The organism is Streptomyces sp. DSM 15324 (assembly GCF_001514285.1).
Taxonomy (GTDB): Bacteria; Actinomycetota; Actinomycetes; order Streptomycetales; family Streptomycetaceae; genus Streptomyces.
In genome coordinates this window covers 327658-352939 of the sequence record NZ_KQ949028.1, presented here as the reverse complement: position 1 = coordinate 352939, position 25282 = coordinate 327658, and the positions used below count along the sequence as shown (strand labels likewise).

The following is a 25282-nucleotide window of genomic DNA, read 5'->3' as shown; positions in this document are numbered from 1 at the left end:
CGCACCCGCAGCCGGCTGCCGATGTCTCCGGTGGAGCCGTCAGGGAATCCGGTACGTGGCGCCCGGCACCCGCACACCGTCCGACGGACCGGAGCCGAGCGCACCCCCGGCCGCCCCGGACGTGGCCGCCGCGAACGCGGCCGCACCCCCCACGAACGGCACCCGAGCCGACGTACGGGCCAGATCCACCGTCAGCGTGGGCGTGTCCGCGGGCGGGTCGATGAGGTCCTTGTCCGTGCCCGCGACGATCAGCGCGAGCCGGTGACCGGCGGGTACGACGTGGTCGGTGGCGGCCAGGTCGAGGGTGATCGTGTACCGCCTGCCGGGCGTGAGCGGGACGCCCTTGCCGGGTTCGGCGTAGGTGCCGAGGTCGGCCCAGCCCCGGCTGAGGACGGTGAAGCCGACGTCGGCGGTCCGCGCCGCGGTCTCCTTGAAGCAGGCGCTGTCGCCGGCCGTGCTCTCGCCCCAGCAGGTGCGCTCGGTGAGGGTGGTGACGCCCTCGCCGGCCGCCGCGTAGTCCCGGACGGTGTCGGGGCCGAGGTCCACGAGGACGGCGCTGAGGTGGGCCGTCGCCGCGGTGGGGGTCGCGGTCACGGTGACCTGTGAGGAGCCGGACAGGCGCAGCTCGCGGGTGAGCGGCCCGGTGGCGAAACCGGCCTTGGCGGGGGTGGGGGTGTCGATCCCCGCGGCCCAGTCGGTCTCGCCGAGCCGCGGGTCGTCGGTGAAGGTCTCGGTGCCGGTGCCCCGGCGCAGGCCGAGCGAGCCGACGCCGGGCTGGGTTCCCGCGGTGGGACGCAGGGTCGTGGACCGGGTGCCGCGCGGCGGCCAGGTCGTCGAGGTGGCCCACCGGTCGGGGTGGCGTTCGACGTCGGCCATGGGCTCGCGGTCGATCCCGTTGTCGTAGCCGAGGAGTTCGTGGTCGAACCAGCGGTGGAGGGTGTCGACCCAGGCGGCGCGCCGGAAGTCGAAGGGGTCGACATGGCCGGTCTGGGAGAGCCAGATCTTGCGCTCGACGCCGTTCTTCGCGAGGGCGTCCCACCACCGGCCGAAGTGCCGGGTGCGGACGTTGAGGTCCTGCAGACCGTGGACGACGAACACGCTCGCCCGGACCTTGCGGGCGTCCTTGACGTAGTCGCGCTCGGTCCACAGGGAGGTCCAGTCGCCCGTGCGCGGGGCCTCCTCGACGAGTCTGCGCTGGACGGCGGCGCAGCGGGCACGGGCGTCGGGGCTGTCGACGTAGCCGGCGAGCCAGTCGGGGCCGGAGTCGTAGAGGGGGGCGCCCTGGGAGAAGTAGTAGTCGTACCAGGAGGAGATGGCGGAGATCGGGACGATGGTCCTCAGGCCCTTGACCCCGGTGGCGGCGACGCCGTTGGCGATGGTGCCGTCCCAGCTCTTGCCGATCATCCCGGTCCTGCCGTTGGTCCAGCCCGCCGTGGCGGGGGTGGTGCCGGTGCGGGTGGTGTAGGCCCTGGCGCGGCCGTTCAGCCAGTCGACGACGGCCTTCGCGGAGAGGATGTCGGAGCGGCCGCCGATGTCCACGCAGCCGTCGGAGCGATTGGTGCCGGCCAGGTCGACGCCGACGACGGCGTAGCCGCGCGGGACGAAGTAGTTGTCGTAGAACAGCGGCATCTGGACGACGTTCCCGGCCGGGTCGTACGTCTTGCGCTGGCTCTCGTTGCCCCGGCCGCAGCAGGAGTAGTAGGGGCTGGCGTCCATGATGACGGGCACCTTGCGGCCCTGTGCGGCGGGTTCACGGGGGCGGACGATGTCGACGGCGACCCGGTCGTGCCGACCGTCGCCGTCGCCGTCGAGTCCGGTGTCGACCCAGACGGCCTCGCGGACGGCCTGGGCGTAGGAGTAGACCGGCCGGCTCTCGCGCGCGGCGCCCTGGGCGGTCACCGGGGTGAGGAGGCCTGCCACCAGGAGGGTGAGGGCGGCGGTCGCGAGCGTTCTCCAGATCGTGAAGCGCGTGCGTGTCGGCATGCGCGGGACGGTACCCCGGTCAACACCCGTGCAGAAGAGGGCGTTTGTGAGCCGCCTGTGACCGCCGGGGGCGTGGTGGCCGAAACAGATCGCTGTGCGGGGTGCGCCCATGACGGCCGAATGGCGATCGTGTGACAGGTGCGGCGGTGGACGCCGGCCGGGCGCCGGGACTCAATAGGCTTCGAACAGCCCTGGTACCCCCACGACTTGGAGCTCATGTGCACCGCAGATTCCTCGTGCCCGGCGCACTCGCCGCGGCGTCCGTCCTGCTGGCGGTCCCGGCGTCCGCGGCAGGCGCGTCCCCCGGTGCCCCGGGCATCGGCGACCCCTACTACCCGGCGTACGGCAACGGCGGCTACGACGTCTCCCACTACGACCTGCGGCTGACGTACCGTCCGGCGACGGACGAGCTGGCGGGGACCGCGACGATCCTCGCCCGGACCACCGAGGACCTGTCGAGCTTCGACCTGGACTTCCTGCTGGACGTGAGTGAGGTGCGGGTGAACGGCACGGCCGCCGCCTTCGCCCGGTCCGGTGAGCACGAACTGGTCGTCACCCCGAAGGCGGCGCTGGCGAAGGGGACGCCTCTGACCGTCGTCGTCCGGTACTCAGGGGTGCCGTCGACGAAGAGCGCGTACGGCTTCTCCACCTGGCACCGGACCCCGGACGGCGCGGTCGCGGCGGACGAGCCCGAGTCGGCCTGGTGGTGGTTCCCCAGCAACGACCATCCCCTGGACAAGGCGACCTACGACGTGTCGGTGGCGGTGCCGGACGGCACCCAGGCGATCTCCAACGGCACGCTCCAGTCGACCACGTCCCGTCTGGGCTGGACCCGCTGGACCTGGCGGCAGAACAAGCCGCAGGCGACCTATCTGGCCACCCTCGCGCTCGGCAGGTTCGACCTCACCACCGGCACCTCCGAGGGCGGCGTCCCGGTCGTCAACGCCTACAGCAAGGACCTCGGGGACAACGACGGGGCGGCGCGGGCGAGCGTGGAGCGCACCGGGGAGATCGTCGACTGGCTGAGCGGTGTGTTCGGGCCGTATCCGTTCTCCTCGGCCGGCGGCTACGTGCCGAACACCACGACCGGGTTCGCGCTGGAGACACAGGGCCGGGTGTACTACAGCCCCCGGCAGTTCGCGAACGGCGCCAACACCTCCGTCGTCGTCCATGAGCTGGCCCACCAGTGGTACGGGGACTCGGTCTCCCTCAAGGGCTGGAAGGACATCTGGCTCAACGAGGGCTTCGCCCGGTACGCGCAGTGGCTGTGGTCCGAGCACGAGGGCGAGGGCACGGCGCAGGAGCTGGCCGACTACGTGTACGCCTCGCATCCGGCCGACGACGCGTTCTGGACGGTGAAGCCGGGCGACCCCGGCGCGGACAAGCAGTTCGACATCGCCGTGTACGACCGGGGCGCCCTTGCCGTGCACGCGCTGCGGAAGGAGATCGGCGACGAGGCGTTCTTCGCCGTCCTCAAGGGCTGGCCCCGGAGCCGTGCCTACGGCAACGCCGACATCGCCGACTTCCGGGCCTACGCCGAACAGGTCTCCGGCAAGCGGCTCGGCGCGCTCTTCGACACCTGGCTGTACCAGCCGTCGAAGCCGGCCGAGGCGGCGGCGCGGGCCGGGCTCACCGCACGGGTCCCGGTGGTGCGGCCGGCGGCCTGGAAGAAGATCGAGGCGACCAACGGGGTGCACGGGCACTGAGCAGGGGCGGCCCCGGGTGGCGCCGTGAACACGAGGCGCGGGCGCTGTTCCTCGCCGCGATTCCCCCCGCCGGTACGCGTGTGCGGGCCGCGGGGGGCTGGTCGCGCAGTTCCCCCCGCCCCTTCGGCCGCGCGCTGCTCACCGTGTACGGGCAGGGGGCCTGATCTGCTACTTCGTGAGGTCGGCCAGCTCGGCGTCGGCGGCCTTGGAGACCCGGCCGCGCACCGCGAACCAGCCGCCGACGAGGGCGGCCGCGATCAGCGGGATCAGCAGCAGGGTCTTGCGGCCGACCTCGGGGTCGTTCCACATGAGGCCGAGGACGGCGAGCAGGAAGGCGATCGTGACCAGTTCGGTGACCGGGCTGCCGGGGAGGCGGAAGGAGGGCCGCTCGAGGAGGCCCGCCCGGGCGCGGCGGACGAACACCAGGTGGCAGATCATGATGATCACCCAGGTGCTGATGATGCCGAGGGAGGCCACGTTCAGCACGATCTCGAAGGCCTGGCCCGGCATGAGGAAGTTCAGGCCGACACCGAGGACGCAGACCGCGCAGGTCAGCAGGATGCCGCCGTAGGGCACCTGACTGCGGTTCATCCGGGCGGTGAACCGGGGTGCGGAGCCCGCCATGGCCATCGAGCGCAGGATGCGGCCGGTGGAGTACAGGCCGGAGTTCAGGGACGACATCGCGGCGGTCAGGACGACCAGGTTCATGACGTCACCGGCGCCCGAGACGCCGATCTTCGACAGGACCGTCACGAAGGGGCTCTCGTCGGCCGAGTAGACCGAGCCCGGCAGGAGCAGGGCGAGCAGGACGACCGAGCCGACGTAGAAGAGGCCGACGCGCCACATGATGGAGTTCACCGCGCGCGGCACGATCTTCTCGGGCTCGGCGGTCTCCCCGGCGGCGACACCGACCAGTTCCAGGCCGGCGTACGCGAAGATCACGCCCTGCATGACGAGGACGACCGGCATCAGGCCGTGCGGGAGGACTCCGCCGTGGTCGGTGATCACGTGGAGTCCGGGAGTCTGGCCGCCGACCTGGTGCCGGGTGGCCAGCAGGAAGACGCCGACGCACATGAAGGCGACGAGGGTGGCGACCTTGACGATGGCGAACCAGAACTCCATCTCGCCGAAGATCTTCACCGAGATCAGGTTCACCGCCAGGACCACCGCGAGGGCGATCAGCGCCAGCACCCACTGGGGGACGCTGGTGAACATGCTCCAGTAGTGCGTGTAGAGCGCGATGGCGGTGATGTCGGCGATCCCGGTCGTCGACCAGTTCAGGAAGTACATCCAGCCGGCGACATAGGCGCCCTTCTCGCCGAGGAACTCGCGCGCGTACGACACGAACGAGCCGGAGGAGGGCCGGTACAGGACCAGCTCGCCGAGGGCGCGGACGACGAAGAACGCGAAGACGCCGCAGACCAGATAGGCCAGCGCGAGGGCCGGGCCCGCGTTGTGGAGGCGTCCTCCGGCGCCCAGGAAGAGGCCGGTGCCGATGGCGCCGCCGATGGCGATCATGTTGACGTGGCGGTGCTTGAGATCCTTGCTGTAGCCGGCGTCGCCCGCGTCCGCGGGCGTCGCGGTCGCCTGGGGGTGGGCGGCGACTTCGGCCGTGTGCACGGCGTCCTTGCTCACGGGTGTTTCCACTCTCTGGTGCGCCCGGACCTCGTGGGTCCGGGTGTCCGTACGGTCGTGGCCGGCGGCTCCCGGGTAGGGACGCGGACCAGTGCAGCAGCTTCCCAGAGGCCCCCGCGATCACACGTGTCGCAGGTCACAGAGCGTTACTTCTCACACGGCCGCCCCCGCGGCGGCGATACTGCTGCGCAAGACGATCGAGACCGACGAGCCGCCCCTCACGGTCGACGAGCTGGCCGCACGCGCGGGGGTCACGGTCCGCACGGTCCGCTTCTACGGCACCAGGGGCCTGCTGCCGCCGCCCGTGATCGGCCCGCGCCGGGTCGGGCACTACGGCCCGGAGCACCTCGCTCGTCTGGAGCTGATCGAGGAGCTCCAGCGGCAGGGCCTGACCCTGGCGGCGATCGAGCGCTACCTGGGGCAGCTGCCGCCCGGCCTCGACGCCCACGACCTCGCCGTGCACCGGGCCGTGGTGGCGTCCTGGGCGCCGGACACCGACGAGCCGGTGAGCGGCGAGGAGCTGCGGCGGCTGGTGGCGATGGACGTCGTCGAGGTCGCCCCCGACGGCGGGTACCGGATCGACTCCGGTCTGCTGCCGCTCGGGGTGCGGCTGCTCGACGTACCGCTGTCGCAGGAGGTGATCTCGCGGCGCGCACCACGCTGATCGAGCACGCGCGCGCGGCGGCGCAGGAACTGTCCGGGCTGCTGCGGGAGGCGGTGGCGCAGCGGGACGCGCAGGACGTGCGCTCGCTGACCGCGCAGATGCGTCCGCTGGTCGTCCAGGCCCTGCTGACGACGTTTCAGCGCTCGCTGCGGGACGAGCTGCGGCTGTGGCTGTCGGAGGCGCGGCCGGGCGGCTGAGGGACGGCCGGCGCACGGCGGGCCGGCCGGCGGCCCCAGGCCTGGCCGGGCGCCTCGATCCAGCGGTACGTCAGCGCGCACAGCGGCAGCAGCACCGCGAGGAAGGCCACCAGCAGCAGGGGTTCGTCGCGCCGCTGCCGGCCGATCGTGCCGTCGACAGCCGTGAGCAGCACCGGATGCAGCAGGTAGACCGAGTAGCTGATCACGCCCAGCGCGGCGGGCCCGCGCAGGATCCGCCGCCGGCGCGCCGCGAATCCGGCGGCGAAGGTGAGCAGGGCCAGCAGGAACGCGGTGATCCAGCCGCGCCGGGTGAAGTAGTGGCCGTCGCCGTACCACCAGGCGCTGCCCACCGCGCAGAGCACGACCACGGCCGCCGCGCAGACCGCGGCCCGTCGGCTGCTCTGGCCGTGTTCGGCCCGGTGGACGGCGGTGCCGAGGAACATCACGGCGAGGATCACCAGGCTCTCCCACTGCGGCACCGTGCTGTCGAACGCCACCAGGGCGAGCGCCAGGAGCCCGCCCAGCACTCCCCCGGCGACCCGCAGTGCGGGCGGTCCGGCGCTCGCGGCGCACACGGAGACAGCCAGCACGGCCGCGGCGGCGGCGATCAGGGGGCCGGTGCCGACCAGGCCGGCCAGGGCGGAGACCGGCAGCCCGCCGCCCGTGAGCGCGCCGAGGGCGGCGCCCACGGCGAGGGTGACGGCGACCGTCGCCGACCGCCGGTGCCGACGGAGGGTGAAGAGGGCGACGACCAGCAGGTAGAAGGCCATCTCGTACGACAGCGTCCACAGGACGAGCAGCAGACCGGGTGTCCCGAGCAGTTCCTGGAGCAGGGTGAGGTGGGCGACGGCCACGGCGACGGCACTCGGCCCGCCGCGCGTCCGGGTGACCCCCGCGAGGTCGAGGACGAGGACGGCGCCGACGGCGAGCGCCCACAGCGGGTAGAGGCGGAGGATCCGGCCGGTCCAGAAGCCGCGGACACAACCGCGGCGTTCCAGCGAGGCGGGGATGATGTAGCCGCTGACGAGGAAGAACACCGTGATGCCGTAGCGGCTGGTGTTGAAGTTTGGCATGAGCTCGCGCCGGAACTCCGGCAGGAAGGTGGCGGACGCGTGGTCGAACACCACCACGAGGGCCGCGACGGCGCGCAGCACGTCCAGCCAGTCCAGCCGTGACCGCCTCGTGCCGTCCACACGCGTCCCTTCCTCCCGTGGTCCCTACGGCTGTTCTTGGACCGGGGCGCGAGGAGCGTTACGCGGCGGGGCCCACGGGGCGAACCCCGTGAGCCCCGGGGAGGTCACGGGGTCCGGCGCGCGGGGTGTCAGCGGGCGTCGGTGAAGGTCTCCCCCCGTTCCGCCTTCTCCACCAGCAGGGCGGGCGGGGTGAAGCGGTCGCCGTAGCGTGCGGCGAGCTCACGCGCGCGTGCCACGAATCCGGGCAGTCCCCCGTCGTAGCCGTTGATGTACTGGAGCACACCGCCGGTCCAGCCGGGGAAGCCGATGCCGAACAGGGAGCCGATGTTGGCGTCGGCGACGGAGGTCAGCACGCCCTCCTCGACGAGCCTGACGGTGTCGAGGGCCTCGGAGAAGAGCATGCGTTCCTGCATGTCCCGGAAGGGGATCTCGCCGCCCGCGCGCGTGAAGTGCTCGCGCAGGCCCGGCCAGAGGGCGCCGCGGGAGCCGTCCTCGGCGTACTCGTAGAAGCCCGCTCCGCCGCTGCGGCCGGGGCGGCCGAACCCGTCGACCATGCGGTCGACGACGGCCTCGGCGGGGTGGGCGGTCCAGGTGCCGCCCGCCTCCTCCACCGCGCGCCGGGACTCACGGCGGATCTTCTGCGGAAGCGTCAGCGTCAGCTCGTCCATCAGCGAGAGCACCTTGGCCGGGTAGCCGGCCTGGGCGGCCGCCTGCTCGATCGAGGCGGGCTCGATGCCCTCGCCGACCATGGCGACGCCCTCGTTGATGAAGTGGCCGATCACCCGGGAGGTGAAGAAGCCGCGCGAGTCGTTGACGACGATCGGCGTCTTCCTGATCTGCCGGACCAGGTCGAAGGCGCGGGCGAGCGCCTCGTCGCCGGTGCGCTCGCCCTTGATGATCTCCACGAGCGGCATCTTGTCGACGGGTGAGAAGAAGTGCAGGCCGATGAAGTCCTCCTGGCGCTCCACGCCCTCGGCGAGGGCGGTGATGGGGAGCGTGGAGGTGTTGGAGCAGAGGAGCGCGTCGGGGGCGAGGACGTGCTCGATCTCCTGGAAGACCTTGTGCTTGAGGGCGGTGTCCTCGAACACGGCCTCGATGACGGCGTCGCAGCCCGCGAGGTCGGCCGCCTCGGCGGTGGGGGTGATGCGGGCGAGCAGCGCGTCCGCCTTCTCCCGGGTCGTACGGCCCCGGGCGACGGCCTTGGCGCAGAGCTTCTCGGAGTAGCCCCTGCCCTTGGCCGCGGCCTCGGGGGTGACGTCCTTCAGGACGACGTCGATGCCCGCGCGGGCGCACGCGTAGGCGATGCCGGCGCCCATCATGCCCGCGCCCAGGACGGCCACCCGGCGGACCTGGCGGGGCTCGATCCCCTGCGGGCGGTTGGCGCCGGAGTTGACGGCCTGGAGGTCGAAGAAGAACGCCTGGATCATGTTCTTCGAGGTCTGGCCGGCGGCGAGTTCGACGAAGTAGCGGGCCTCGATGACCTGCGCGGTCTCGAAGTCGACCTGGGAGCCCTCGACGGCCGCGGCGAGGATGGCCCGCGGCGCCGGGTAGGGGGCGCCGCCCGTCTGCTTGCGCAGGGTGGCCGGGAAGGCCGGCAGGTTGGCGGCGAACTTGGGGTGGGCCGGGGTGCCGCCGGGGATGCGGTAGCCCGGCCTGTCCCAGGGCTGGTGCGCCTCCGGGTTCGCGTCGATGAAGGCGCGCGCCTTGGCGAGGAGTTCCTCGGGGGTGGCGGCGACGTCGTCGATCAGGCCGTTCTCCAGGGCCTTGTGCGGGCCGTACTGGGTGCCCTGGAGGAGGACCTTCAGGAGGGCGTCGGCGATGCCCAGCAGGCGGACGGTGCGGACGACTCCGCCGCCGCCGGGGAGCAGGCCGAGGGTGACCTCGGGGCAGCCGATCTTGGCGCCGGGGGCGTCGAGGGCGATGCGGTGGTGGCAGGCGAGGGCGAGTTCGTAGCCGCCGCCGAGGGCCGCGCCGTTCATCGCCGCGACGACGGGCTTGCCGAGGGTCTCGATGCGGCGGAGGTTGCGCTTGATCTCCAGGCCGCCCTCGAACAGCTCCCGGGCGGTCTCCGGGGTGACGCGGATCAGGTCGCGCAGGTCGCCGCCGGCGAAGAAGGTCTTCTTGGCGGAGGTGAGGATGACGCCGCGGATGGTGTCCTTCTCCGCCTCCAGGCGGTCGGTGACCGCGGCGAGGGAGGCGCGGAACGCCGCGTTCATGGTGTTGGCGGACTGGTTCGGGTCGTCGAGGACGAGGGTGACGAGGCCGGTGCGGTCCTGTTCCCAGCGGATGGTGGTGCTCTCGGTCATGACGGGGTCTCCGTAGAAGTCTGTGGGGGTGCCGCCGGGAAGGGTCAGACGCGCTCGACGATCGTGGCGATGCCCATGCCGCCGCCGACGCAGAGGGTGGCCAGGCCGTACCGCTTGTCCTGGCGCTCCAGTTCGTCGACGAGGGTGCCGAGGATCATCGCGCCGGTGGCGCCGAGGGGGTGGCCGAGGGCGATGGCGCCGCCGTTGACGTTGACCTTGTCCAGGGACAGGCCCATGTCCTTGACGAACCGCAGCACCACCGCGGCGAAGGCCTCGTTGATCTCGACGAGGTCGATGTCGTCGATGGTCAGTCCGGCCTTGGCGAGGGCCTTGCGGGTGGCCGGGGCGGGGCCGGTGAGCATGATGGTCGGCTCGGATCCGGAGACGGCCGCGGAGACGATCCGCGCGCGCGGGGTGAGGCCGCCCCGCTCGCCGGCCTCCCGGGAGCCGATGGCGACCAGGGAGGCGCCGTCGACGATGCCGGAGGAGTTGCCCGCGTGGTGCACGTGGTCGATCTTCTCCACCCAGTGGTACGTCTGGAGCGCCACCGCGTCGAAGCCGCCGAGTTCGCCGATGTCGGCGAAGGACGGCTTGAGGGCGGCGAGGGAGTCGGCGGTGGTGCCGGGGCGCAGGTGCTCGTCGTGGTCGAGGACGACGAGGCCGGCGCGGTCCCTGACGGGGACGACGGAGCGGTCGAAGCGGCCCTCCTTCCAGGCCGTCGCCGCCCGCTCCTGCGACAGCGCCGCGTACGTGTCGACGTCCCGGCGGGAGAAGCCCTCGATGGTGGCGATGAGGTCGGCGCCGATGCCCTGCGGCACGAAGTTGACGGCGAGGTTGGTCATCGGGTCGTTGAACCAGGCGCCGCCGTCGGAGGCCATCGGCACCCGGGACATCGACTCCACGCCGCCCGCGAGGACCAGGTCCTCCCAGCCGGAGCGGACCTTGGCGGCGGCCAGGTTGACGGCCTCCAGACCCGAGGCGCAGAAGCGGTTCTCCTGCACGCCCGCCACCGTGTCCGGCAGCCCTGCCGCGATCGCGGCGATGCGCGCGATGTCGGAGCCCTGGTCGCCGACGGGGCCCACGACACCGAGGACGACGTCGTCGATCGCGGCCGGGTCCAGGCCTGGGAAGCGGTCGCGGAGTTCGTGGATGAGGCCGACGACGAGGTCGACGGGCTTCGTGCCGTGCAGGGCGCCGTTCGCCTTGCCGCGCCCGCGCGGGGTGCGGATCGCGTCGTACACGTACGCTTCGGTGCTCACTGGTCAAGCCTTTCGGGGAGGGGGGGCCGAACGGGTCAGTCGCCCTGGCGCGGGAGGTCGTTCACGGAGGTCTTCACGAGGTCGTCCACCAGCCCCGGTACGTCCCAGTCGCGGGCGACCCGCGCCGTGTCGGCGCCGGGCCGCGCGGGACCGGAGCGGACGGCCGTGGGGGTGGCGGAGAAGCGGGGGGCGGGGGCCGGCTGGGTGATGCCGCCGTGGTCGGTGAAGGTGCCGCGGGCGGCGAGGTGCGGGTGGTGCGGGGCCTCGCGCAGCGAGAGCACGGGCGCCACGCACGCGTCGGTGCCGTCGAACAGGGCCGTCCACTCGTCCCGGGTGCGGGTCCGGAAGCGGGCGGCGACCGCCTCGTGCAGCTCGCCCCAGCGGGTCCGGTCCTTGCGGGCGTCCCGGAAGTCCCCGAGTCCGAGGAGGCCGGTGAACTCGTCGTAGAACCGCGGTTCCAGGGCGCCGACCGCCATGTACCCGCCGTCGGCGGTCTCGTAGGTGCCGTAGTAGGGGCAGCCGCCGTCGAGGAGGTTGGCGGCGCGCCGGTCCTGCCAGCCGCCGCCCGCGAGCATGCCGTGGATCATGGTGGAGAGGTGGGCGGTGCCGTCCACGATCGCCGCGTCGACCACCTGGCCGGTGCCGCTCACGCGGGCGTGGTGGAGCGCGGCGAGGATGCCGACGACGAGGTAGAGGGAGCCGCCCGCGTAGTCGCCGAGCAGGTTGGCGGGGGCGGGCGGCGGGGTGTCCGGGGCGCCGATCATGCCGAGGGTGCCGGTCAGCGCGATGTAGGCGATGTCGTGGCCGGCGCGGTGGGCGAGCGGGCCGTCCTGGCCCCAGCCGGTCATCCGGCCGTAGACCAGTCGGGGGTTGCGGGCGTGGCAGTCCTCGGGGCCGACGCCGAGCCGTTCGGCGACGCCGGGCCGGTTGCCCTCGATCAGCACGTCGGCGCGGGCGGCGAGATCGAGCACGCGGGCGGGGCCGTCGGGTGCCTTGAGGTCGACGACGACCGAGCGCTTGTTGCGGTTGGTGACGTCGTGGGCCGGGTCGACGGCGAGGGGGGGACCGCCGGGGCGGTCCACGCGGACCACGTCGGCGCCGAGGTCGGCCAGCAGCATCGCGGCGAAGGGGCCCGGGCCGATGCCGGCGAGCTCCACCACGCGCACTCCGGCGAGCGGGCCGTGCCCGGAGGTGTGTGCCGTCGTCATCCAGCCCCCTTGCTGTGACACAACCGATGTAACACCCGTGATGGTAAGAACGTGTTCCAGTGGCCACGAGAGCCGAGCGAGCAAGCGCTTAGCCAGTCTAGGGCGGATGTCCCCGGTCGGCACCGGCTCAGCGGGCGTCCAGCTCGGCTATGAGCCGCTTGGGCGCGATGGTGCGGTAGCTCTCCTCGACCCAGTCGCACAGCAGGTCGGCCGGCGGGGCGCCCTTCTCCTGCAGCGGAAGGCTCACCCAGCCCGCCTTTCCCAGGCCGTACCCGGTGGGCTCGGCGCCGGGGGCGGCCATCGCGTGCGCGTGGGCGGTCTCGTCCCGGAGCTTGACGGTGACGCCCAGCGGGTGACTGCCGTCGTCGACGCCGAGGAAGACGAACACCTTGCGGTTGACCTTGGCGACCGAACCGCCCCAGGGGAACTCCTCGGTCGCGCCCGGCAGCCCGAGCGCGAACTCGCGCACTTTCCGCCACTTCTTCAGGGCGTTCCGGTCCACCGTCACCTGCTGCCTCCGGGCTCGTCGTCGGCTGCGCACTCCTCACGCTAGCCTCAGCCACCGACAGCGGCGCGGGCTGCGGGACCAAGAGGTGTCATGAACGGGCAAGGGGTGTCATGAGCAGGCTAAAGAGGACGGACCGTCCGTACGACCTCGTGCTCTTCGGCGCGACCGGATTCGTCGGGACGCTCACCGCCGAGTATCTCGCCGCCCACGCGCCCCGGGATCTGCGCTGGGCGGTCGCCGGCCGCAGCCGCGAGAAGCTGGAACGCCTGCGCGAGCGGCTCGGCGGGCCGGCCGGGGTGCTCACCGCCGACGCCGCGGACCCGGCGTCGCTGCGCGCCCTCGCGGAGCACGCGCGCGTGGTGGCCACGACCGTCGGCCCCTATCTGGAGTACGGGGAGGAACTGGTCGCCGCCTGCGCGGACACCGGCGCCGACTACCTGGACCTCAGCGGCGAGCCGGAGTTCCTGGACCTGATGTACGTCCGCCACGACGCCCGCGCGCGGGAGACGGGCGCACGGCTGGTGCACGCCGTCGGCTTCGACTCCGTCCCGCACGACCTCGGCGCGTACTTCACCGTCCGGCAGCTGCCCGAGGGCGTGCCGCTGACCGTGGACGGCTTCGTGACGGCGAACGCCGCCTTCTCGGGCGGGACGTTCGCCTCGGCGCTGGGTCAGTTCGCGCGCAGGAGGCAGCTGGCCTCGGCCGCGCGGGACCGGCGCCGGCACGAGCCGCGGCTGATGGGCAGGCGGGCCACCGCTCCCGCGGGCACCCCCAGGTTCGCCCCGGAGGTCGGCGCCTGGGCGCTGCCGCTGCCGACGGTGGACCGGCACATCGTGTGCCGGTCGGCGAAGGCGCTGGATCGGTACGGCCCCGACTTCCGCTACCGCCACTACGCGGCCGTACGTCGGCTGCCGGTCGCCGTGGGCGGGGTCGCGGCCGTCGGGACGGTCGTCGCGGCCGCCCAGCTGCCGCCCGCGCGGCGCTGGCTGTCGGGCCGGCTCAGGCCCGGGGAGGGGCCGAGCGCGCAGACCCGGGCCCGGAGCTGGTTCTCGGTCCGGTTCGTCGGCGAGGGCGGCGGCCGACGGGTGTTCACGGAGGTCTCGGGCGGCGACCCCGGCTACGACGAGACGGCGAAGATGTTCGCCGAGGGCGCGCTGGCGCTGGCCTGCGACGACCTGCCGCCGACGGCGGGACAGGTCACCACGGCGGTGGCGATGGGCGACGCGCTGACCGAGCGGCTGATCCGCGCGGGCATCCGCTTCCGGGTGGCCGCGAGCCGCTGAGCGGACCCGCCCGCCGCCGCGGCGCGCCGGCTCACATCGGCCACTCGACGAGCGTGTAGATCATGCCCACGATCCAGCCGAGGCCCGCGAGCACGGCGAGGATCAGGGCGGCGTTCACGACGCGCTCGACGGGCCGGTCGGGGTCGGCGAGGGGCTTCGGGGCACGGTGCGTGGTCATGGGCACAGCCTCGCCGCCGCCGGACGGCGCCCGCATCCGTACGGATACTCAGACCGTGTACTCACCGCGCGTGCGCGTGCCGGGTGCCGGGCCGGTCCCAGCGGTCCGTCAGGGCCCGCCCGTCGCCTCCCGCAGGGCGCGCCGGCACAGCGCGTCGGCCCTGCGGGTCGTCTCCGGCAGACGGAACCGGGGCGTCAGGGCGAGGGTGTGGGCGCAGGCGTCCGCCAGGGTCGTGCGGTGGCCGACGGAGACGAAGACCGGCTTGACGTCCCGTCGGGTGCGCAGGGCCCGGCCGACCTCCTCGGTGCCCGCGAGGAGCGGCGAGGAGGCTCCGCGCGGCGCGTCCGGGTCGTCGTACGTGAAGGTGAACGGGTTCTTCGCGACGCCGATCGTGGGCAGGCCGGTGAGGACGCCGAGGTGGCTCGCGAGGCCGAAGCGGCGCGGGTGGGCGAGGCCGTAGCCGTCGCAGACGACCAGGCCGGGCGGGACGGGCAGGGCGTCCAGGGCGGCCAGCACGGTCGGGATCTCGCGGAAGGCGAGCAGACCGGGCACGTACGGGAAGGAGATCCGGCCGACGGCGGTGGCCTCGGCGACGACGTCCAGGCCCGCCGCGTCCAGCACGACGGCCGCGGCGGCGACGACGTCCCGTTCGTCGTCGTAGGCGACGTCCACCCCCGTCACCCGGCCGGTCCCGGGCGGCGGGCCCGGCTCGTCCAGCACCACCCGGCCCCGCAGCTCGTCCTGGACGGCGCGGGCCTCCTCCTCGGTCGCGGGCCAGCCCGCGGGAATGTCAACTGTCGTCATGGTGGTGACGAGCGTACGGCTGACGCGGGCGGGTCCGCGATCAGGTTCCCGGGGGCCGGGACCGGTCAGTGCTCCAGGCGTGCCGCCCGCCCCTGTTCGCCCGACGCCCAGCAGCCGCCGTCGGGCGCGCAGTCGACGGTGTCGTAGGAGCCCGTGTCGAGGGTGCGCCAGGTGCGGCCCGCGTCGGTGGTCAGGTCGGTGCCGGTGGGGCCGACGGCGAGGGCGGCGGCGCGGCGGTGCGGGAGCCAGGCCACGCCGGAGCGGTAGGCGGGCGGCGGTCCGGCCGCGGAGCGCCAGCTGCGGCCGGCGTCGCCCGTGGTGGCGGCGGAGTCCGGGGAGGGCTGACCGGCGCGGTAGTCCCCGCCGACGGCGAGGCCGTGCGTCCGGTCGCGGAAGGCGAGCGCGAACACCCCGCGCGCGGGGTCGCCCGCCGGGACGGGCGTGTCGGCGGCGGTCCAGGTCAGTCCGCGGTCGGCGGAGTGCAGCACCCGCGCGCGTGCCGCGCCGCCGGTGGCCAGCCACACGTCTCTCGGCCCGGCGGAGACCAGGCACTGGCCGCCGGCCGCGAAGCCGGCCTCGCCGTCCAGGGCGGCCGGCATGCCGGTGTCCGGCAGCACCGTCCAGGACCGGCCGCCGTCCGCGGTCGACAGGATGCGGAACCTGCCGTCCACCGGGTCGCTCACCGCGAGGCCGTGGCGGCGGTCGAAGAAGGTCATGCAGTCGTAGAACGCCTGGGCGTCGGTGTTGCGGAAGGACTCCCTCCAGGTCGCCCCGCCGTCGTCGGTGCGATAGACCCGCGAGGCCTCGCCCTCGCCGATCGCCAGCACCACCGCGCGGCGCGCGTCGAACGCCTCGATGTCGCGGAACTGCAGGTCGGCGGCGCCGGGAGGGGAGACGTCCCGCCAGCTCGCCCCGCCGTCGGTGGTGCGCAGCACGGTGCCCCGGGTGCCCGACAGCCAGGCGGTGTGCCGGTCGACGGCGGACAGCCCGCGGAAGCGGACCGAGGGACTGCCGGTGTCCTTCGGCGCCCAGTGCGGATCGCCGTGCGCGTGGGCGGGCGCGGCGGGCAGCGTGGCCAGCGCCGCCGCGCAGAGGGCCGCCGCGGCGGCCCACGCCCTCCTTCGCGCAGTTCTTACCGTCCTTACCGTGCGTAGCGTCTTCCCCAAGCGCCTCATGGCGCGGGAAGCTAGCCCACGGTCCCGGTGGCGTCCAGAGGGCCTCCGCCGCCTCCACTCCCCTGCCCGCGACGGCACGAGAGGTGTGTCACTCCGGCGCATGAAGGCGGTGACCGAGGTCACTCGTCATCGGTGGGCACGGATCGGCCGAATCCAGCGTCTCTTCCTGTATCCGGTCCCCGTCCGGCCGGAAGTCCGTCCTCGTCAGCAAGGGAGCAAGGCGTTGTCCACCGTCATCGAGCAGCCCGTTGAGGCCCGCCTGGTCGCCGCCGCGCCTCGGATGCCGAGCATCCCCGCCATGCTGCACTACGACCGGAGCGATCCGTTCGCCGTCCGGATGACCTTCCCGGCCCCCGCGACCCTGGAGGGCGTCGAGGTCTGCTGGACGTTCGCCCGTGACCTGCTGGCCGCGGGGCTGGAGCGGGCCGAGGGCCACGGCGACGTCCGAGTGCGCCCGTACGGGTACGACCGTACGGTGCTGGAGTTCCACGCCCCCGAGGGCACCGCCGTCGTGCACGTCCACTCGTCGGACGTGCGCCGCTTCCTGAGCGCCAGCGGGGAGCTGGTGCCGGTCGGTCTGGAGCACCTCCAGCTCGATCTGGACCGCGACCTCGCGCAGCTGATGCGGGACGCCTGCTGAGCCGCGGGCGGCCGGATTTAATCCTTTGACGGGGCCGCAGGCCCCTCCTATGGTCTGAAGCGGTCCTGTTGCCGCCGATTGGAGAAGGACGTTGCTCGTCTGAGGTCCTGAGACACCATGCCCCGCACCCGTGCGGGCGCTGCGTGCGACCTCGGCGTCTTCGAGCCGTCCTCGAGCGACAGGGCTTTCTCGTGCCCGCGCTCACCCACCCGCTCCCGCGGTGGTCGCCGCCCTCCGGTGTCTCGACACGCGTCTGCCCCTGACCGCACACGCACACCGTGAGGCCCTTTTGTCATCATCCATCACCTGCTCCTCCCTCTCCTTCTCCTGGCCCGACGGCACCGCCGTGCTCGACGGCCTCGACGCCTCCTTCGGCCCCGGCCGGACCGGCCTCGTCGGCGTGAACGGCACCGGCAAGTCGACCCTGCTGGGGCTGGTCGCCGGGCTCCTCACCCCCACCGGTGGCACCGTGCGGGTCTCCGGCGAGGTCGGCCACCTCCCGCAGAACGTCACGCTCGACACCGCCCGGCGGGTCGACGACGTCCTCGGCATCGCCGTACAGCGGGCCGCCCTGCACGCCATCGAGGCCGGCGACGCCGCGGAGGAGCACTTCGAGGCCCTCGGCGACGACTGGGACGTGGAGGAACGCGCCCTGGCCACCCTCGGCGAGCTGGGCCTCGGCCACATCGGCCTGGACCGCACCGTCGGCGAGGTGTCCGGCGGCGAGTCCGTCCTGCTGCGGCTGGCCGCGCTGCTGCTGCGCCGCCCGGACGTCCTGCTGCTCGACGAACCCACCAACAACCTGGACCGGCACGCGCGTCGGCGGCTCTACGCGGCCGTGCAGTCCTGGCCGGGCGTCCTGGTCGTGGTCAGCCACGACCGCGAACTGCTGGAGCTCGTCGACCAGATCGCCGACCTGCGCGGCGGGGAGATCACCTGGTACGGCGGCACCTTCTCCGCCTACGAGGAGGCGCTCGCCGGCGAGCAGGAGGCGGCCGAGCGCATGGTGCGCGTCGCGGAGGCCGATCTGCGCCGGCAGAAGCGCGAACTGGCCGACGCCCAGGTCAAGCTGGCCCGCCGCAAGCGCTACGGACAGAAGATGTTCGAGCAGAAGCACGAGCCGAAGATCGTCATGGGGGCGCGCAAGCGGGCGGCGCAGGAGTCCGCGGGCAAGCACCGCATCCTGCACGAGGAGCGCCTCACCGAGGCCAGGGAACGCCTCGACGAGGCGGCGGAGGCGGTGCGCGACGACGACGAGATCCGCGTCGAGCTGCCGTTCACGGCCGTCCCGCCGGGGCGTGAGGTCCTCACCCTGCGGGACCTGGAACTCGCCTACGGCGCGCGCGTGGCGGGCGGTCTCGATCTGCGCGGGCCGGAGCGCGTGGCGCTCGTCGGGCGCAACGGCGCGGGCAAGACGACCCTGCTGCGCACCGTCGCCGGGGAGTTGGCGCCGGTCGCGGGCGAGGCGCACGCGCACGTGCCGCTGCGGTTCCTGCCGCAGCGCCTGGACGTCCTCGACGACACGCTGACGGTCGCCGAGAACGTGGCGCGGTTCGCGCCGGCCGCCACGAACAACCGGATCCGGGCCCGGCTCGCCCGGTTCCTGTTCCGGGGCGCCCGCGCGGACCAGAACGCGGGCACCCTGTCCGGCGGGGAGCGCTTCCGGGCGGCCCTGGCCGCGCTGATGCTCGCCGAGCCGGCCCCGCAGCTGCTGCTCCTGGACGAGCCGACGAACAACCTCGACATGGCGAGTGTGCGACAGCTCACCACGGCCCTGGAGTCCTACGAGGGCGCCCTCGTCGTCGCCAGTCACGACCTGCCGTTCCTGGAGTCGATCGGGATCACCCGCTGGCTGCTGCTGGACGGGGAGTTGCGCGAGAGCAGCCTGGAGGAGGTGACGGACCCGGCGTAGGCGGAGCCCTCCCGGCCGGGACACGGGCCGGAGCCAGGGGTTTTGTCCTGGTGGGCCCGCGCTGCATGATGGCGGACCGGCGCCGTGTCAGGGGCGCCGGTCGGACCGTCCGGCGTGACCCGCCGGCCGGGCCCGAGCCACCGCTGCGATTCGGAGACCCGTCCGTGCCCAGCAGGAAAGCCCTCGTCCGCCGCCCCGGCCCCCGTCTCGCCGAAGGGCTGGTGACCCACATCGAGCGCGAGAAGATCGATGCCGACCTCGCCCTCGACCAGTGGGAGGCGTACACGGAGACGCTCCGCGCGCACGGCTGGGAGACGATCGAGGTCGCCCCGGCCGACGACTGCCCCGACGCCGTGTTCGTCGAGGACACCGTGGTCATGTACCGGAACGTGGCCCTGATCGCGCGCCCCGGCGCCGAGTCCCGGCGCGCGGAGACCGACGGGGTGGAGGAGGCCGTGGCCCGCCTCGGCTGCTCGGTGAACTGGGTCTGGGAGCCGGCCACCCTGGACGGCGGCGACGTGCTGAAGGTCGGCGACACGATCTACGTCGGCCGCGGCGGACGCACCAACGCCGCCGGGCTCCAGCAGGTGCGGGCGGCGTTCGAGCCGCTCGGGGCGCGGGTGGTGGCCGTACCGGTGAGCAAGGTGCTGCATCTGAAGTCGGCGGTCACCGCGCTGCCCGACGGCACGGTGATCGGGCACATCCCGCACGTGGACCGGCCGTCGCTGTTCCCGCGGTTCCTGTCGGTGCCCGAGGAGGCCGGCGCGCACGTGGTACTCCTGGGCGGCCCGAAGCTGCTCATGTCGGCCGCCGCGCCCCGGTCCGCCGAGCTCTTCGCCGACCTCGGCCTCGAACCCGTCACCGTCGACATCAGCGAGTTCGAGAAGCTCGAGGGATGTGTGACTTGCCTCTCGGTGCGGCTTAGGGAACTGTACGCCTGACGGGTGAGTGGATCACCCCTTCGACCCTGGGACCTGCGGATCCCGGGACTGCTCGGCACCCCTGGAAAACCCTTGGGGAGCCTGGCTGATCAGCGATCTTTACAGCACCCTTAACCTACGGCTTCGTAACCTACGGTTTCGTAGCCTACGATCCCGTAGGTTCCGGCCCCCGCTCGCCGGAGTGTTCCGCTCCGTTTTTCTGTCCCCCTGGAGTACCTCGTGACGATCACCTCCCCTCACCTCGGCAGCCCCGCCGTCTGGACCGACGCCAAGCTGCTGTACGCGCTCGAGGAAGTGGTCGAGACCGAACTCAACCGGCATCTGAAGGTCGCCAAGGACTGGATGCCGCACGAGTACGTGCCCTGGAGCGACGGCCGCAACTTCCCCGGCTTCTTCGAGGACGGCGAGGCCTGGGACAAGGAGCAGTCCAAGGTCACCGAGATCGGCCGGATCGCGCTCGTGGTGAACCTCCTCACCGAGGACAACCTGCCCAGCTACCACCACGAGATCGCCTCCCTGTTCGGCCGCGACGGCGCCTGGGGCACCTGGGTGCACCGCTGGACCGCCGAGGAGGGCCGGCACGGCATCGTGATGCGCGACTACCTGCTCGCCTCGCGCGCGGTCGACCCGGACAAGCTGGAGCGGTTCCGGATGGAGCACATGAGCGAGGGCTTCGAGTCGGACAACCGCCACTCGATGCTGCACTCGGTCGCCTACGTCGCCTTCCAGGAGCTCGCGACCCGCATCTCGCACCGCAACACCGGCCACCAGTCCGGCGACCCGGTCTGCGACCGCATGCTGGCCCGGATCGCGACCGACGAGAACCTGCACATGGTCTTCTACCGCAACCTGCTGAAGGCCGCGTTCGAGCTCGCCCCCGACCTCACCATGCAGGCCGTGCGGGACGTCATCGTGAACTTCCGGATGCCCGGCCACGGCATGCCCGGCTTCGAGCGGTTCGCCGCGCAGATGGCCATCGGCGAGGTCTACAACCTGCGCATCCACCACGACGACGTCCTCCAGCCCGTGCTGCGCCACCTGAAGGTCATGGAGATCGACGGCCTCGGCGCCGACGGCCGCCAGGCCCAGGAGGAGCTGGGTCTGTTCCTCGGCGGCCTGGACTCGGAGGCGTCGAAGTTCGACGAGAAGCTCGCGGCGCGCAAGGCGCGCATGGCGGCGCGCGCCGGGGCCTGACACCCGGGCTCGGGCCACCGAGGAGGGCGCACCGAAACAGCGGTGCGCCCTGTCGGGGGTGTGCGGCATCATGCCGCCATGCTCGACGACACCACGCGACTGGCGGTCGGCCTCCTGCTGGACCTGACCGACGACGACACCGCGGCCCGCGTCCGGGCGCGCATCGGGCTCGGATCGGACGAACCCTCCCGGCTGGCCAGGCGGCGGATCAGACGGGCCTGGAACTGGTCCCCCGTGCCGTCGTCCGTCGCGCTGTGGACGCTGGAGGAGGACGACCCGCGGCTGAACGCCCTGGTCTGGCCCCACCTCGGCAGGAACGCGGGCCTGCGGCGGGCCGTCGTCCGCGGGGTGCCCTTCGGCCCCGGCCGCACGGCGCCCGTACCGGTGGATCGCGAGCTGGCGCGCGAGCCGGAACCCGGGATCCCCGACAGCTATGTCCGCCACGGCCTCGTGGGCGCCCTGCGCGCGGTGGACACCCTCTCCCAGGGCCACGCGGCCTGTTCCATGGTGCTGACCCGGGACGACTGGACGACGGTCGCCGAGGCGGACGCCGCCCGGCCGCTGCCGGGCTACACCCGCTGGGCGCTCGCAACCCGCCCGGACTGCCCGCCCGCGCTGCGCGCCCGGTTCGGCACGCACGCCAAGTTCACGCACCGGCTGCGGGAGGCGGGGGTGCTGGACGGGCCCGCCGCGTACGCCACCGGACCCGGCCCGGCGGTCCGGGTCCTGGAGGTCCTCGCCATGGGCCGGCTGATGTTCCCGGCCCGCCTCCCCGAGGCCGAGGACGCTCTGCGCCCGCTCGTCCACGACCACCTCGGCGACCGCGAGGACGCCTGGGCCGTGCTGGCCCAGCTCGCCGGGACCTTCCACGGGAGCGCTCCGGAACTGCTGATGACGGCGGGCGCCCTCGCCTGAGCACGGGGAAGGGGAGGGGGCGGGGCGGCTGGATTCGAACCAGCGTGTTCCGGTTCTGGAGACCGGTGCGGCTGCCGCTGCGCTACGGCCCCGCCCTTGCGGGGGAGCTTAATGCCTTGGCCCGATGTCGGTGCGGGCTGCTACCAATGAGGTACTGGGGGAAGCGTCGTACGGGGGGCTGCGGCATGGGCTACGGGGAGCGGGAGCGGCGTGCGCCGGTGGTGGATCTGGCCGACCGCCGGGCGCTGGAGGCCTACCGGCCCGCCGATCCCGAGGTCGTCGCGCAGGCGCGGCGGCTGAAGGAGGCGGCGCTGCTGGACTTCGGGCTGACGGAGTCGGCGGTCGCGTCCTGGCTGTACACCAAGTGCCACCACCAGATCCCGACGACGGCGGTGGACACGGCGGCCGTGGTGGCCTCAGGCGACGGCACCTGTCTGCTGCTGTACAACCCGGACTTCTTCGTCCGACTGGGCCTGGACGGCGTCAAGTTCGTCCTGTTCCACGAGGCGAGGCATCTGGTGCACCGGCATCTGCTGGCCGAACCCGGGCTGCGCGAGGACCCTGTGTTCGAGCTGGCCGCGGAAGTGGCCGTCAACCACGTCGCCCTGGTCCGGCTGGAGCGCGAGGACCTGCCCCTCCTGGACGGCCGTCCCACGGGCATCGACCCGCGGCGGATCCATGAGGCCTACGTCGAGGACCTGACGGCCCACGGGCGGGAGCCGGTGGATTACGGGACGTTCACCGAGACGGACATGCGGGTGTACGGCGAGCTGAAGCGGATGCACCGCCCGCCGGTCGTGGAGCGCCGGCTCTGTGTGCACCTGGCGGGCGGGGTCCCCGCAGACCAGGAGACCGTCGACACGGTGACGTCCTCGGCGCTGCTCAACTCCCTGCTGGCGGCCCGCCGCGGGCACGCGGGCGCGGAGGCGGAGCTGCTGGAGCTGATGGGCCGGACCGAGGGCGACTCGGCGCGGGCGGCCCGGCTGTGGGGCGCCCTGGGCGCCGGCGCGCTGCGCGGGGAGACCACGCGCACGGGGACCGTCCACTGGTGGCAGCGCTGGCTCGTCGACGTGCTCGCCTCGAAACTCCGCGAGGGCGAGCGGCTGGTGTACCCCAGGAAGCGGGGCGCGCTGCTCGCGGCGCTCGGCCAGGACCCCATGCTGGCGCGGCGCGGCCCGGTCCGCGAGAAGGTCCTGGTGATCGCGTACGACACCTCGGGGTCGATGCCGGACCACGTGGTGCGGTGGCTCACCGACCTGGTCGGGCGGATCGACGGCGTCGAGGCGCACTGGCTGTCCTTCGACGGCGTGGTGATGCCGTTCCGGCCCGGCGGGCGGGTGTACGGCGGCGGAGGCACGAGCTTCCAGGTGGTCGCCGACTACGTGGAAGGCCGTGCCGAGGCCGACGGCCGCCGGTTCGACGGGAATCCGGACGCGATCGTGGTCCTGACCGACGGCCACGCCCCGCCGATCACCCCGGCCGACCCCGGGAAATGGATATGGCTCATCACCGAGGGCGGCGACGAGTGGCCCGAACGGCACACCCCGGTGATGGCCTGCCATCGCGTGACCACCGGATCGCGGTAACCGAGCACAGGGAACCGGCACATGACCACACAGGCACCGCAGCAGACCGCCTCGCGTCTGGAAGCGTTCATCGACGCGATGATCGACCTCGGCCAGACCGGGCAGGTCTTCGGGGAACACGGCATCGGCAAGACGTCGACGTTCTTCTCGTACCTCGCGCGCACCCGCCCGGACACCGCGCTGGTCTACGTACCGGCCGCGAACCTCACCCCCGACGACCTGCTCGTCAACGCGCCGGTGCGCGATCCCCGCTCGGGTGAACTCGTGCTGCGTCAGCTGGTGATGAGCCAGCTCACGCCGGGGCGGCCGTTCGTCCTGCTCATCGACGACTCGCTCCAGGCGGGCGACACCATCCAGTCGCAGCTGATGCAGATCGCCTGCAACTGGACGCTCGGCGAGCACGACCTGCGGGCCCTGGGCTGTGTCGGGGTCTTCCTCACCGACAACGAATCGCTCACCGAGACCTCGGCCCGGCGCGGCGACCTCGCGCTGCTGGACCGCATGGTGACGATGCGGATCACGGCGAACGACACGTCGTGGCGGCGTCACCTCCAGGCCGCGTACCGCCCGTGGGACCTGCGTCCGGTGTTCGCCGTGTGGGCGTCGCTCTCCCCCGGTCTGCGCGAGCTGTTCTCCCCCCGCACCCTCGATCACGTCCTCGCCCAGGCGCGCGAGGGCTTCCCGCTGCGCTGGGGGCTGCCCCTGGTCGACGGGGAGCGGCTGCGGCTGGCCGAGCCCGGACCCGACGGCCGACCCGGGACGAACCGTACGGCGGAGATCCTGGACCGGATCGCCGCGGCCCTGGGCGTGCCGAACCCGGCCACGATCGCCGACCCGGTACGGCAGGTGGTCCGGGCGGCACTGCGCAACCGCTGGACGGTGCTGCTCCAGGGGCCGCCCGGCTGCGGCAAGACGGAACTGGTGCGCGAGACGCTCCGCGAGGGGCTGGGCCGAGACCCGCTGTACTTCTCGCTGCCGGTGACGAACGTGGAGGACCTGTGCGCGCCGGTGCCCTCGCCGGACGGCACGCTGGACAATCTGCTCGCCGTACGGTTCACGGGGCCCGAGCCCAAGGCGATCGTGTGGGACGAGTACAACCGGCCCAAGGACCGGGCCGCGTTCGCCAAGCTGATGGAGATCACCCAGGAGTGGTCCCTGGCCGGGCGGCGGATCGAGAACCTGCGCGCCCAGATAGCCGTGCAGAACCCGCCGTACCACCTGGGCCGCAAGCTGCTGGTGTCCCGGAACAACATCGCCCAGGCGACCCGCTTCACGGCCTCGCTGGAGGTGACCCCGGCGGACATCCCGGCCAACGAGTGGCTGCTGGAGCGGTACGGCGCGGACGCAGCGACGGTGCTGGAGTGGTGGAAGCACGACATCGACGAGGAGGGCCGGGCCTGGATCACCAAGCGCACCCTGGAGCGGCTGATCAAGCTGCACCGGCGCGGGCTGCCGCTGGAGATGGCGACGGTCTACCTCGGCGACGGCGAGTACGCGCCCGTGCCCCTGACCGCGCTGATCGACCGCCTGCGGGGCCGGCCGGTCACCGGCCTCGGGGAACTCGCCCGGGACGCGGACGCCTGGGAGGCCCGACTGCGCCGCGCCGCCGCGCACTCGGACGAGGGCGCGGACGACACCGACGTCGTCCACCAGATCCTCGCCAACGCCGAGCTGTCCCAGCTGCGCAGGCATCGCGCGGTGGTGACCCGCCTGGCGCGCCATCTGCCCCCGAAGCTGCGGGCGACGTACCTGGTGGGGGCGTCGGAGAAGCACCAGCGGTTCTGGATGGAGGTGTTCACGGGGAAGGCGAGGGGGAGCTGAGCCGACGTGCGGGACCCGAACGACCCCGCCGTCCGGCGCGCCCAGTACACGAACTCGCCGGCGGCCTCGACGGCGCCGCCGCTGAGACCGCGTTCCGGTCAACGGTCGATGCCGTGGTGCGCGGCTGGGCAACTCCCGCCGCTTTCCGCCGCCTTCGACACGCGTCCCGGCGCC

At 73.1% G+C, this 25282-nt stretch carries 19 protein-coding genes, 1 tRNA gene and 1 pseudogene; 10 read left to right on the top strand and 11 right to left on the bottom strand.

Annotated features, from left to right (window positions below; all coding sequences use genetic code 11):
- Positions 1-39 precede the first annotated feature (39 nt).
- Positions 40-1983, bottom strand: a complete 1944-nt coding sequence (locus AQJ58_RS21200; RefSeq protein ID WP_067252316.1) for a Xaa-Pro dipeptidyl-peptidase — start codon at positions 1981-1983, stop codon at positions 40-42.
- A 218-nt stretch (positions 1984-2201) separates the two neighbouring features.
- Between AQJ58_RS21200 and AQJ58_RS21195 the strand changes: the two genes are divergently transcribed.
- Positions 2202-3689 (top strand): M1 family metallopeptidase, encoded by a 1488-nt coding sequence (locus AQJ58_RS21195; RefSeq protein ID WP_067252314.1) that lies wholly within the window; start codon positions 2202-2204, stop codon positions 3687-3689.
- Between the two features lie 168 nt (positions 3690-3857).
- Here AQJ58_RS21195 and AQJ58_RS21190 read toward each other — a convergent pair whose 3' ends face one another.
- Positions 3858-5324 carry an amino acid permease gene (locus AQJ58_RS21190; protein WP_067252313.1) on the bottom strand — a complete coding sequence of 489 codons (1467 nt, stop codon included), beginning with the start codon at positions 5322-5324 and terminating at the stop codon, positions 3858-3860.
- Positions 5325-5508: 184 nt separating this feature from the next.
- Here AQJ58_RS21190 and AQJ58_RS21185 point away from each other — a divergent pair.
- A pseudogene (locus tag AQJ58_RS21185) lies at positions 5509-6185 on the top strand (MerR family transcriptional regulator).
- Here AQJ58_RS21185 and AQJ58_RS21180 read toward each other — a convergent pair.
- The 5 genes from AQJ58_RS21180 to AQJ58_RS21160 form a co-directional block, all read right to left on the bottom strand.
- Complete coding sequence (locus tag AQJ58_RS21180) at positions 6125-7378, bottom strand: acyltransferase family protein (protein WP_067252311.1); 1254 nt, start codon at positions 7376-7378, stop codon at positions 6125-6127. The pseudogene AQJ58_RS21185 and the gene AQJ58_RS21180 overlap by 61 nt on opposite strands.
- Positions 7379-7506: 128 nt before the next feature.
- The gene (locus AQJ58_RS21175) at positions 7507-9684 is read right to left on the bottom strand and encodes a 3-hydroxyacyl-CoA dehydrogenase NAD-binding domain-containing protein (RefSeq protein WP_067252309.1); all 2178 of its coding nucleotides are present in this window, start codon (positions 9682-9684) and stop codon (positions 7507-7509) included.
- Between the two features lie 44 nt (positions 9685-9728).
- A complete protein-coding gene (locus AQJ58_RS21170) occupies positions 9729-10943 on the bottom strand; it encodes an acetyl-CoA C-acetyltransferase (RefSeq protein ID WP_067252307.1) in 1215 nt (404 codons plus the stop codon).
- Between the two features lie 35 nt (positions 10944-10978).
- Positions 10979-12151: a CaiB/BaiF CoA transferase family protein gene (locus tag AQJ58_RS21165; protein ID WP_199844639.1), complete on the bottom strand. Its 1173-nt coding sequence runs from the start codon at positions 12149-12151 to the stop codon at positions 10979-10981.
- Positions 12152-12278: 127 nt separating this feature from the next.
- The gene (locus tag AQJ58_RS21160; protein WP_067252303.1) at positions 12279-12659 is read right to left on the bottom strand and encodes an MmcQ/YjbR family DNA-binding protein; all 381 of its coding nucleotides are present in this window, start codon (positions 12657-12659) and stop codon (positions 12279-12281) included.
- Positions 12660-12769: 110 nt separating this feature from the next.
- On the opposite strand from AQJ58_RS21160, the gene AQJ58_RS21155 reads away from it, so the two are divergent.
- Positions 12770-13942, top strand: a complete 1173-nt coding sequence (locus AQJ58_RS21155; RefSeq protein ID WP_067252301.1) for a saccharopine dehydrogenase family protein — start codon at positions 12770-12772, stop codon at positions 13940-13942.
- A gap of 31 nt (positions 13943-13973) precedes the next feature.
- Here AQJ58_RS21155 and mmpA read toward each other — a convergent pair whose 3' ends face one another.
- The 3 genes from mmpA to AQJ58_RS21140 all read right to left on the bottom strand — a co-directional run bounded on the left by mmpA (position 13974) and on the right by AQJ58_RS21140 (position 16099).
- The gene (mmpA, locus tag AQJ58_RS43870; RefSeq protein WP_199844638.1) at positions 13974-14120 is read right to left on the bottom strand and encodes a morphogenic membrane protein MmpA; all 147 of its coding nucleotides are present in this window, start codon (positions 14118-14120) and stop codon (positions 13974-13976) included.
- 108 nt (positions 14121-14228) lie between these two features.
- Entirely contained in the window at positions 14229-14924 is a 696-nt protein-coding gene (locus tag AQJ58_RS21145) for an endonuclease V (protein ID WP_067252298.1), read from the bottom strand.
- 65 nt (positions 14925-14989) lie between these two features.
- Complete coding sequence (locus AQJ58_RS21140; protein ID WP_234360153.1) at positions 14990-16099, bottom strand: beta propeller repeat protein; 1110 nt, start codon at positions 16097-16099, stop codon at positions 14990-14992.
- Positions 16100-16322: 223 nt separating this feature from the next.
- On the opposite strand from AQJ58_RS21140, the gene AQJ58_RS21135 reads away from it, so the two are divergent.
- The 5 genes from AQJ58_RS21135 to AQJ58_RS21115 all read left to right on the top strand — a co-directional run bounded on the left by AQJ58_RS21135 (position 16323) and on the right by AQJ58_RS21115 (position 21701).
- Positions 16323-16739, top strand: a complete 417-nt coding sequence (locus AQJ58_RS21135; protein WP_067252296.1) for a spore wall synthesis regulator SsgD — start codon at positions 16323-16325, stop codon at positions 16737-16739.
- Between the two features lie 289 nt (positions 16740-17028).
- Positions 17029-18651: an ABC-F family ATP-binding cassette domain-containing protein gene (locus AQJ58_RS21130; protein WP_067252295.1), complete on the top strand. Its 1623-nt coding sequence runs from the start codon at positions 17029-17031 to the stop codon at positions 18649-18651.
- A gap of 164 nt (positions 18652-18815) precedes the next feature.
- Complete coding sequence (gene ddaH / locus AQJ58_RS21125; protein ID WP_067252293.1) at positions 18816-19592, top strand: dimethylargininase; 777 nt, start codon at positions 18816-18818, stop codon at positions 19590-19592.
- 219 nt (positions 19593-19811) lie between these two features.
- The gene (locus tag AQJ58_RS21120; RefSeq protein WP_067252291.1) at positions 19812-20786 is read left to right on the top strand and encodes an acyl-ACP desaturase; all 975 of its coding nucleotides are present in this window, start codon (positions 19812-19814) and stop codon (positions 20784-20786) included.
- Between the two features lie 78 nt (positions 20787-20864).
- Positions 20865-21701, top strand: coding sequence for a hypothetical protein (locus tag AQJ58_RS21115; RefSeq protein ID WP_067252635.1), 837 nt, complete (start codon positions 20865-20867; stop codon positions 21699-21701).
- An 18-nt stretch (positions 21702-21719) separates the two neighbouring features.
- Here the strand turns inward: AQJ58_RS21115 and AQJ58_RS21110 are convergent.
- A tRNA-Trp gene (locus tag AQJ58_RS21110) sits at positions 21720-21795 on the bottom strand.
- A 91-nt stretch (positions 21796-21886) separates the two neighbouring features.
- On the opposite strand from AQJ58_RS21110, the gene AQJ58_RS21105 reads away from it, so the two are divergent.
- Together AQJ58_RS21105 and AQJ58_RS21100 are read left to right on the top strand one after the other, a co-directional pair.
- Positions 21887-23287 (top strand): DUF2201 family putative metallopeptidase, encoded by a 1401-nt coding sequence (locus tag AQJ58_RS21105; RefSeq protein WP_067252289.1) that lies wholly within the window; start codon positions 21887-21889, stop codon positions 23285-23287.
- A gap of 21 nt (positions 23288-23308) precedes the next feature.
- Complete coding sequence (locus AQJ58_RS21100) at positions 23309-25108, top strand: ATP-binding protein (RefSeq protein WP_067252288.1); 1800 nt, start codon at positions 23309-23311, stop codon at positions 25106-25108.
- Positions 25109-25282: the final 174 nt, after the last annotated feature.

Coding starts and splice junctions, on each gene's coding strand:
- AQJ58_RS21165 (WP_199844639.1), bottom strand. CDS start 12,151: ATGACGACGGCACACACCTCCGGGCACGGCCCGCTCGCCGGAGTGCGC.
- AQJ58_RS21100 (WP_067252288.1), top strand. CDS start 23,309: ATGACCACACAGGCACCGCAGCAGACCGCCTCGCGTCTGGAAGCGTTC.
- AQJ58_RS21175 (WP_067252309.1), bottom strand. CDS start 9,684: ATGACCGAGAGCACCACCATCCGCTGGGAACAGGACCGCACCGGCCTC.
- AQJ58_RS21105 (WP_067252289.1), top strand. CDS start 21,887: ATGGGCTACGGGGAGCGGGAGCGGCGTGCGCCGGTGGTGGATCTGGCC.
- AQJ58_RS21145 (WP_067252298.1), bottom strand. CDS start 14,924: ATGACGACAGTTGACATTCCCGCGGGCTGGCCCGCGACCGAGGAGGAG.
- AQJ58_RS21155 (WP_067252301.1), top strand. CDS start 12,770: ATGAGCAGGCTAAAGAGGACGGACCGTCCGTACGACCTCGTGCTCTTC.
- AQJ58_RS21115 (WP_067252635.1), top strand. CDS start 20,865: ATGCTCGACGACACCACGCGACTGGCGGTCGGCCTCCTGCTGGACCTG.
- mmpA (WP_199844638.1), bottom strand. CDS start 14,120: ATGACCACGCACCGTGCCCCGAAGCCCCTCGCCGACCCCGACCGGCCC.
- AQJ58_RS21140 (WP_234360153.1), bottom strand. CDS start 16,099: ATGAGGCGCTTGGGGAAGACGCTACGCACGGTAAGGACGGTAAGAACT.
- AQJ58_RS21200 (WP_067252316.1), bottom strand. CDS start 1,983: ATGCCGACACGCACGCGCTTCACGATCTGGAGAACGCTCGCGACCGCC.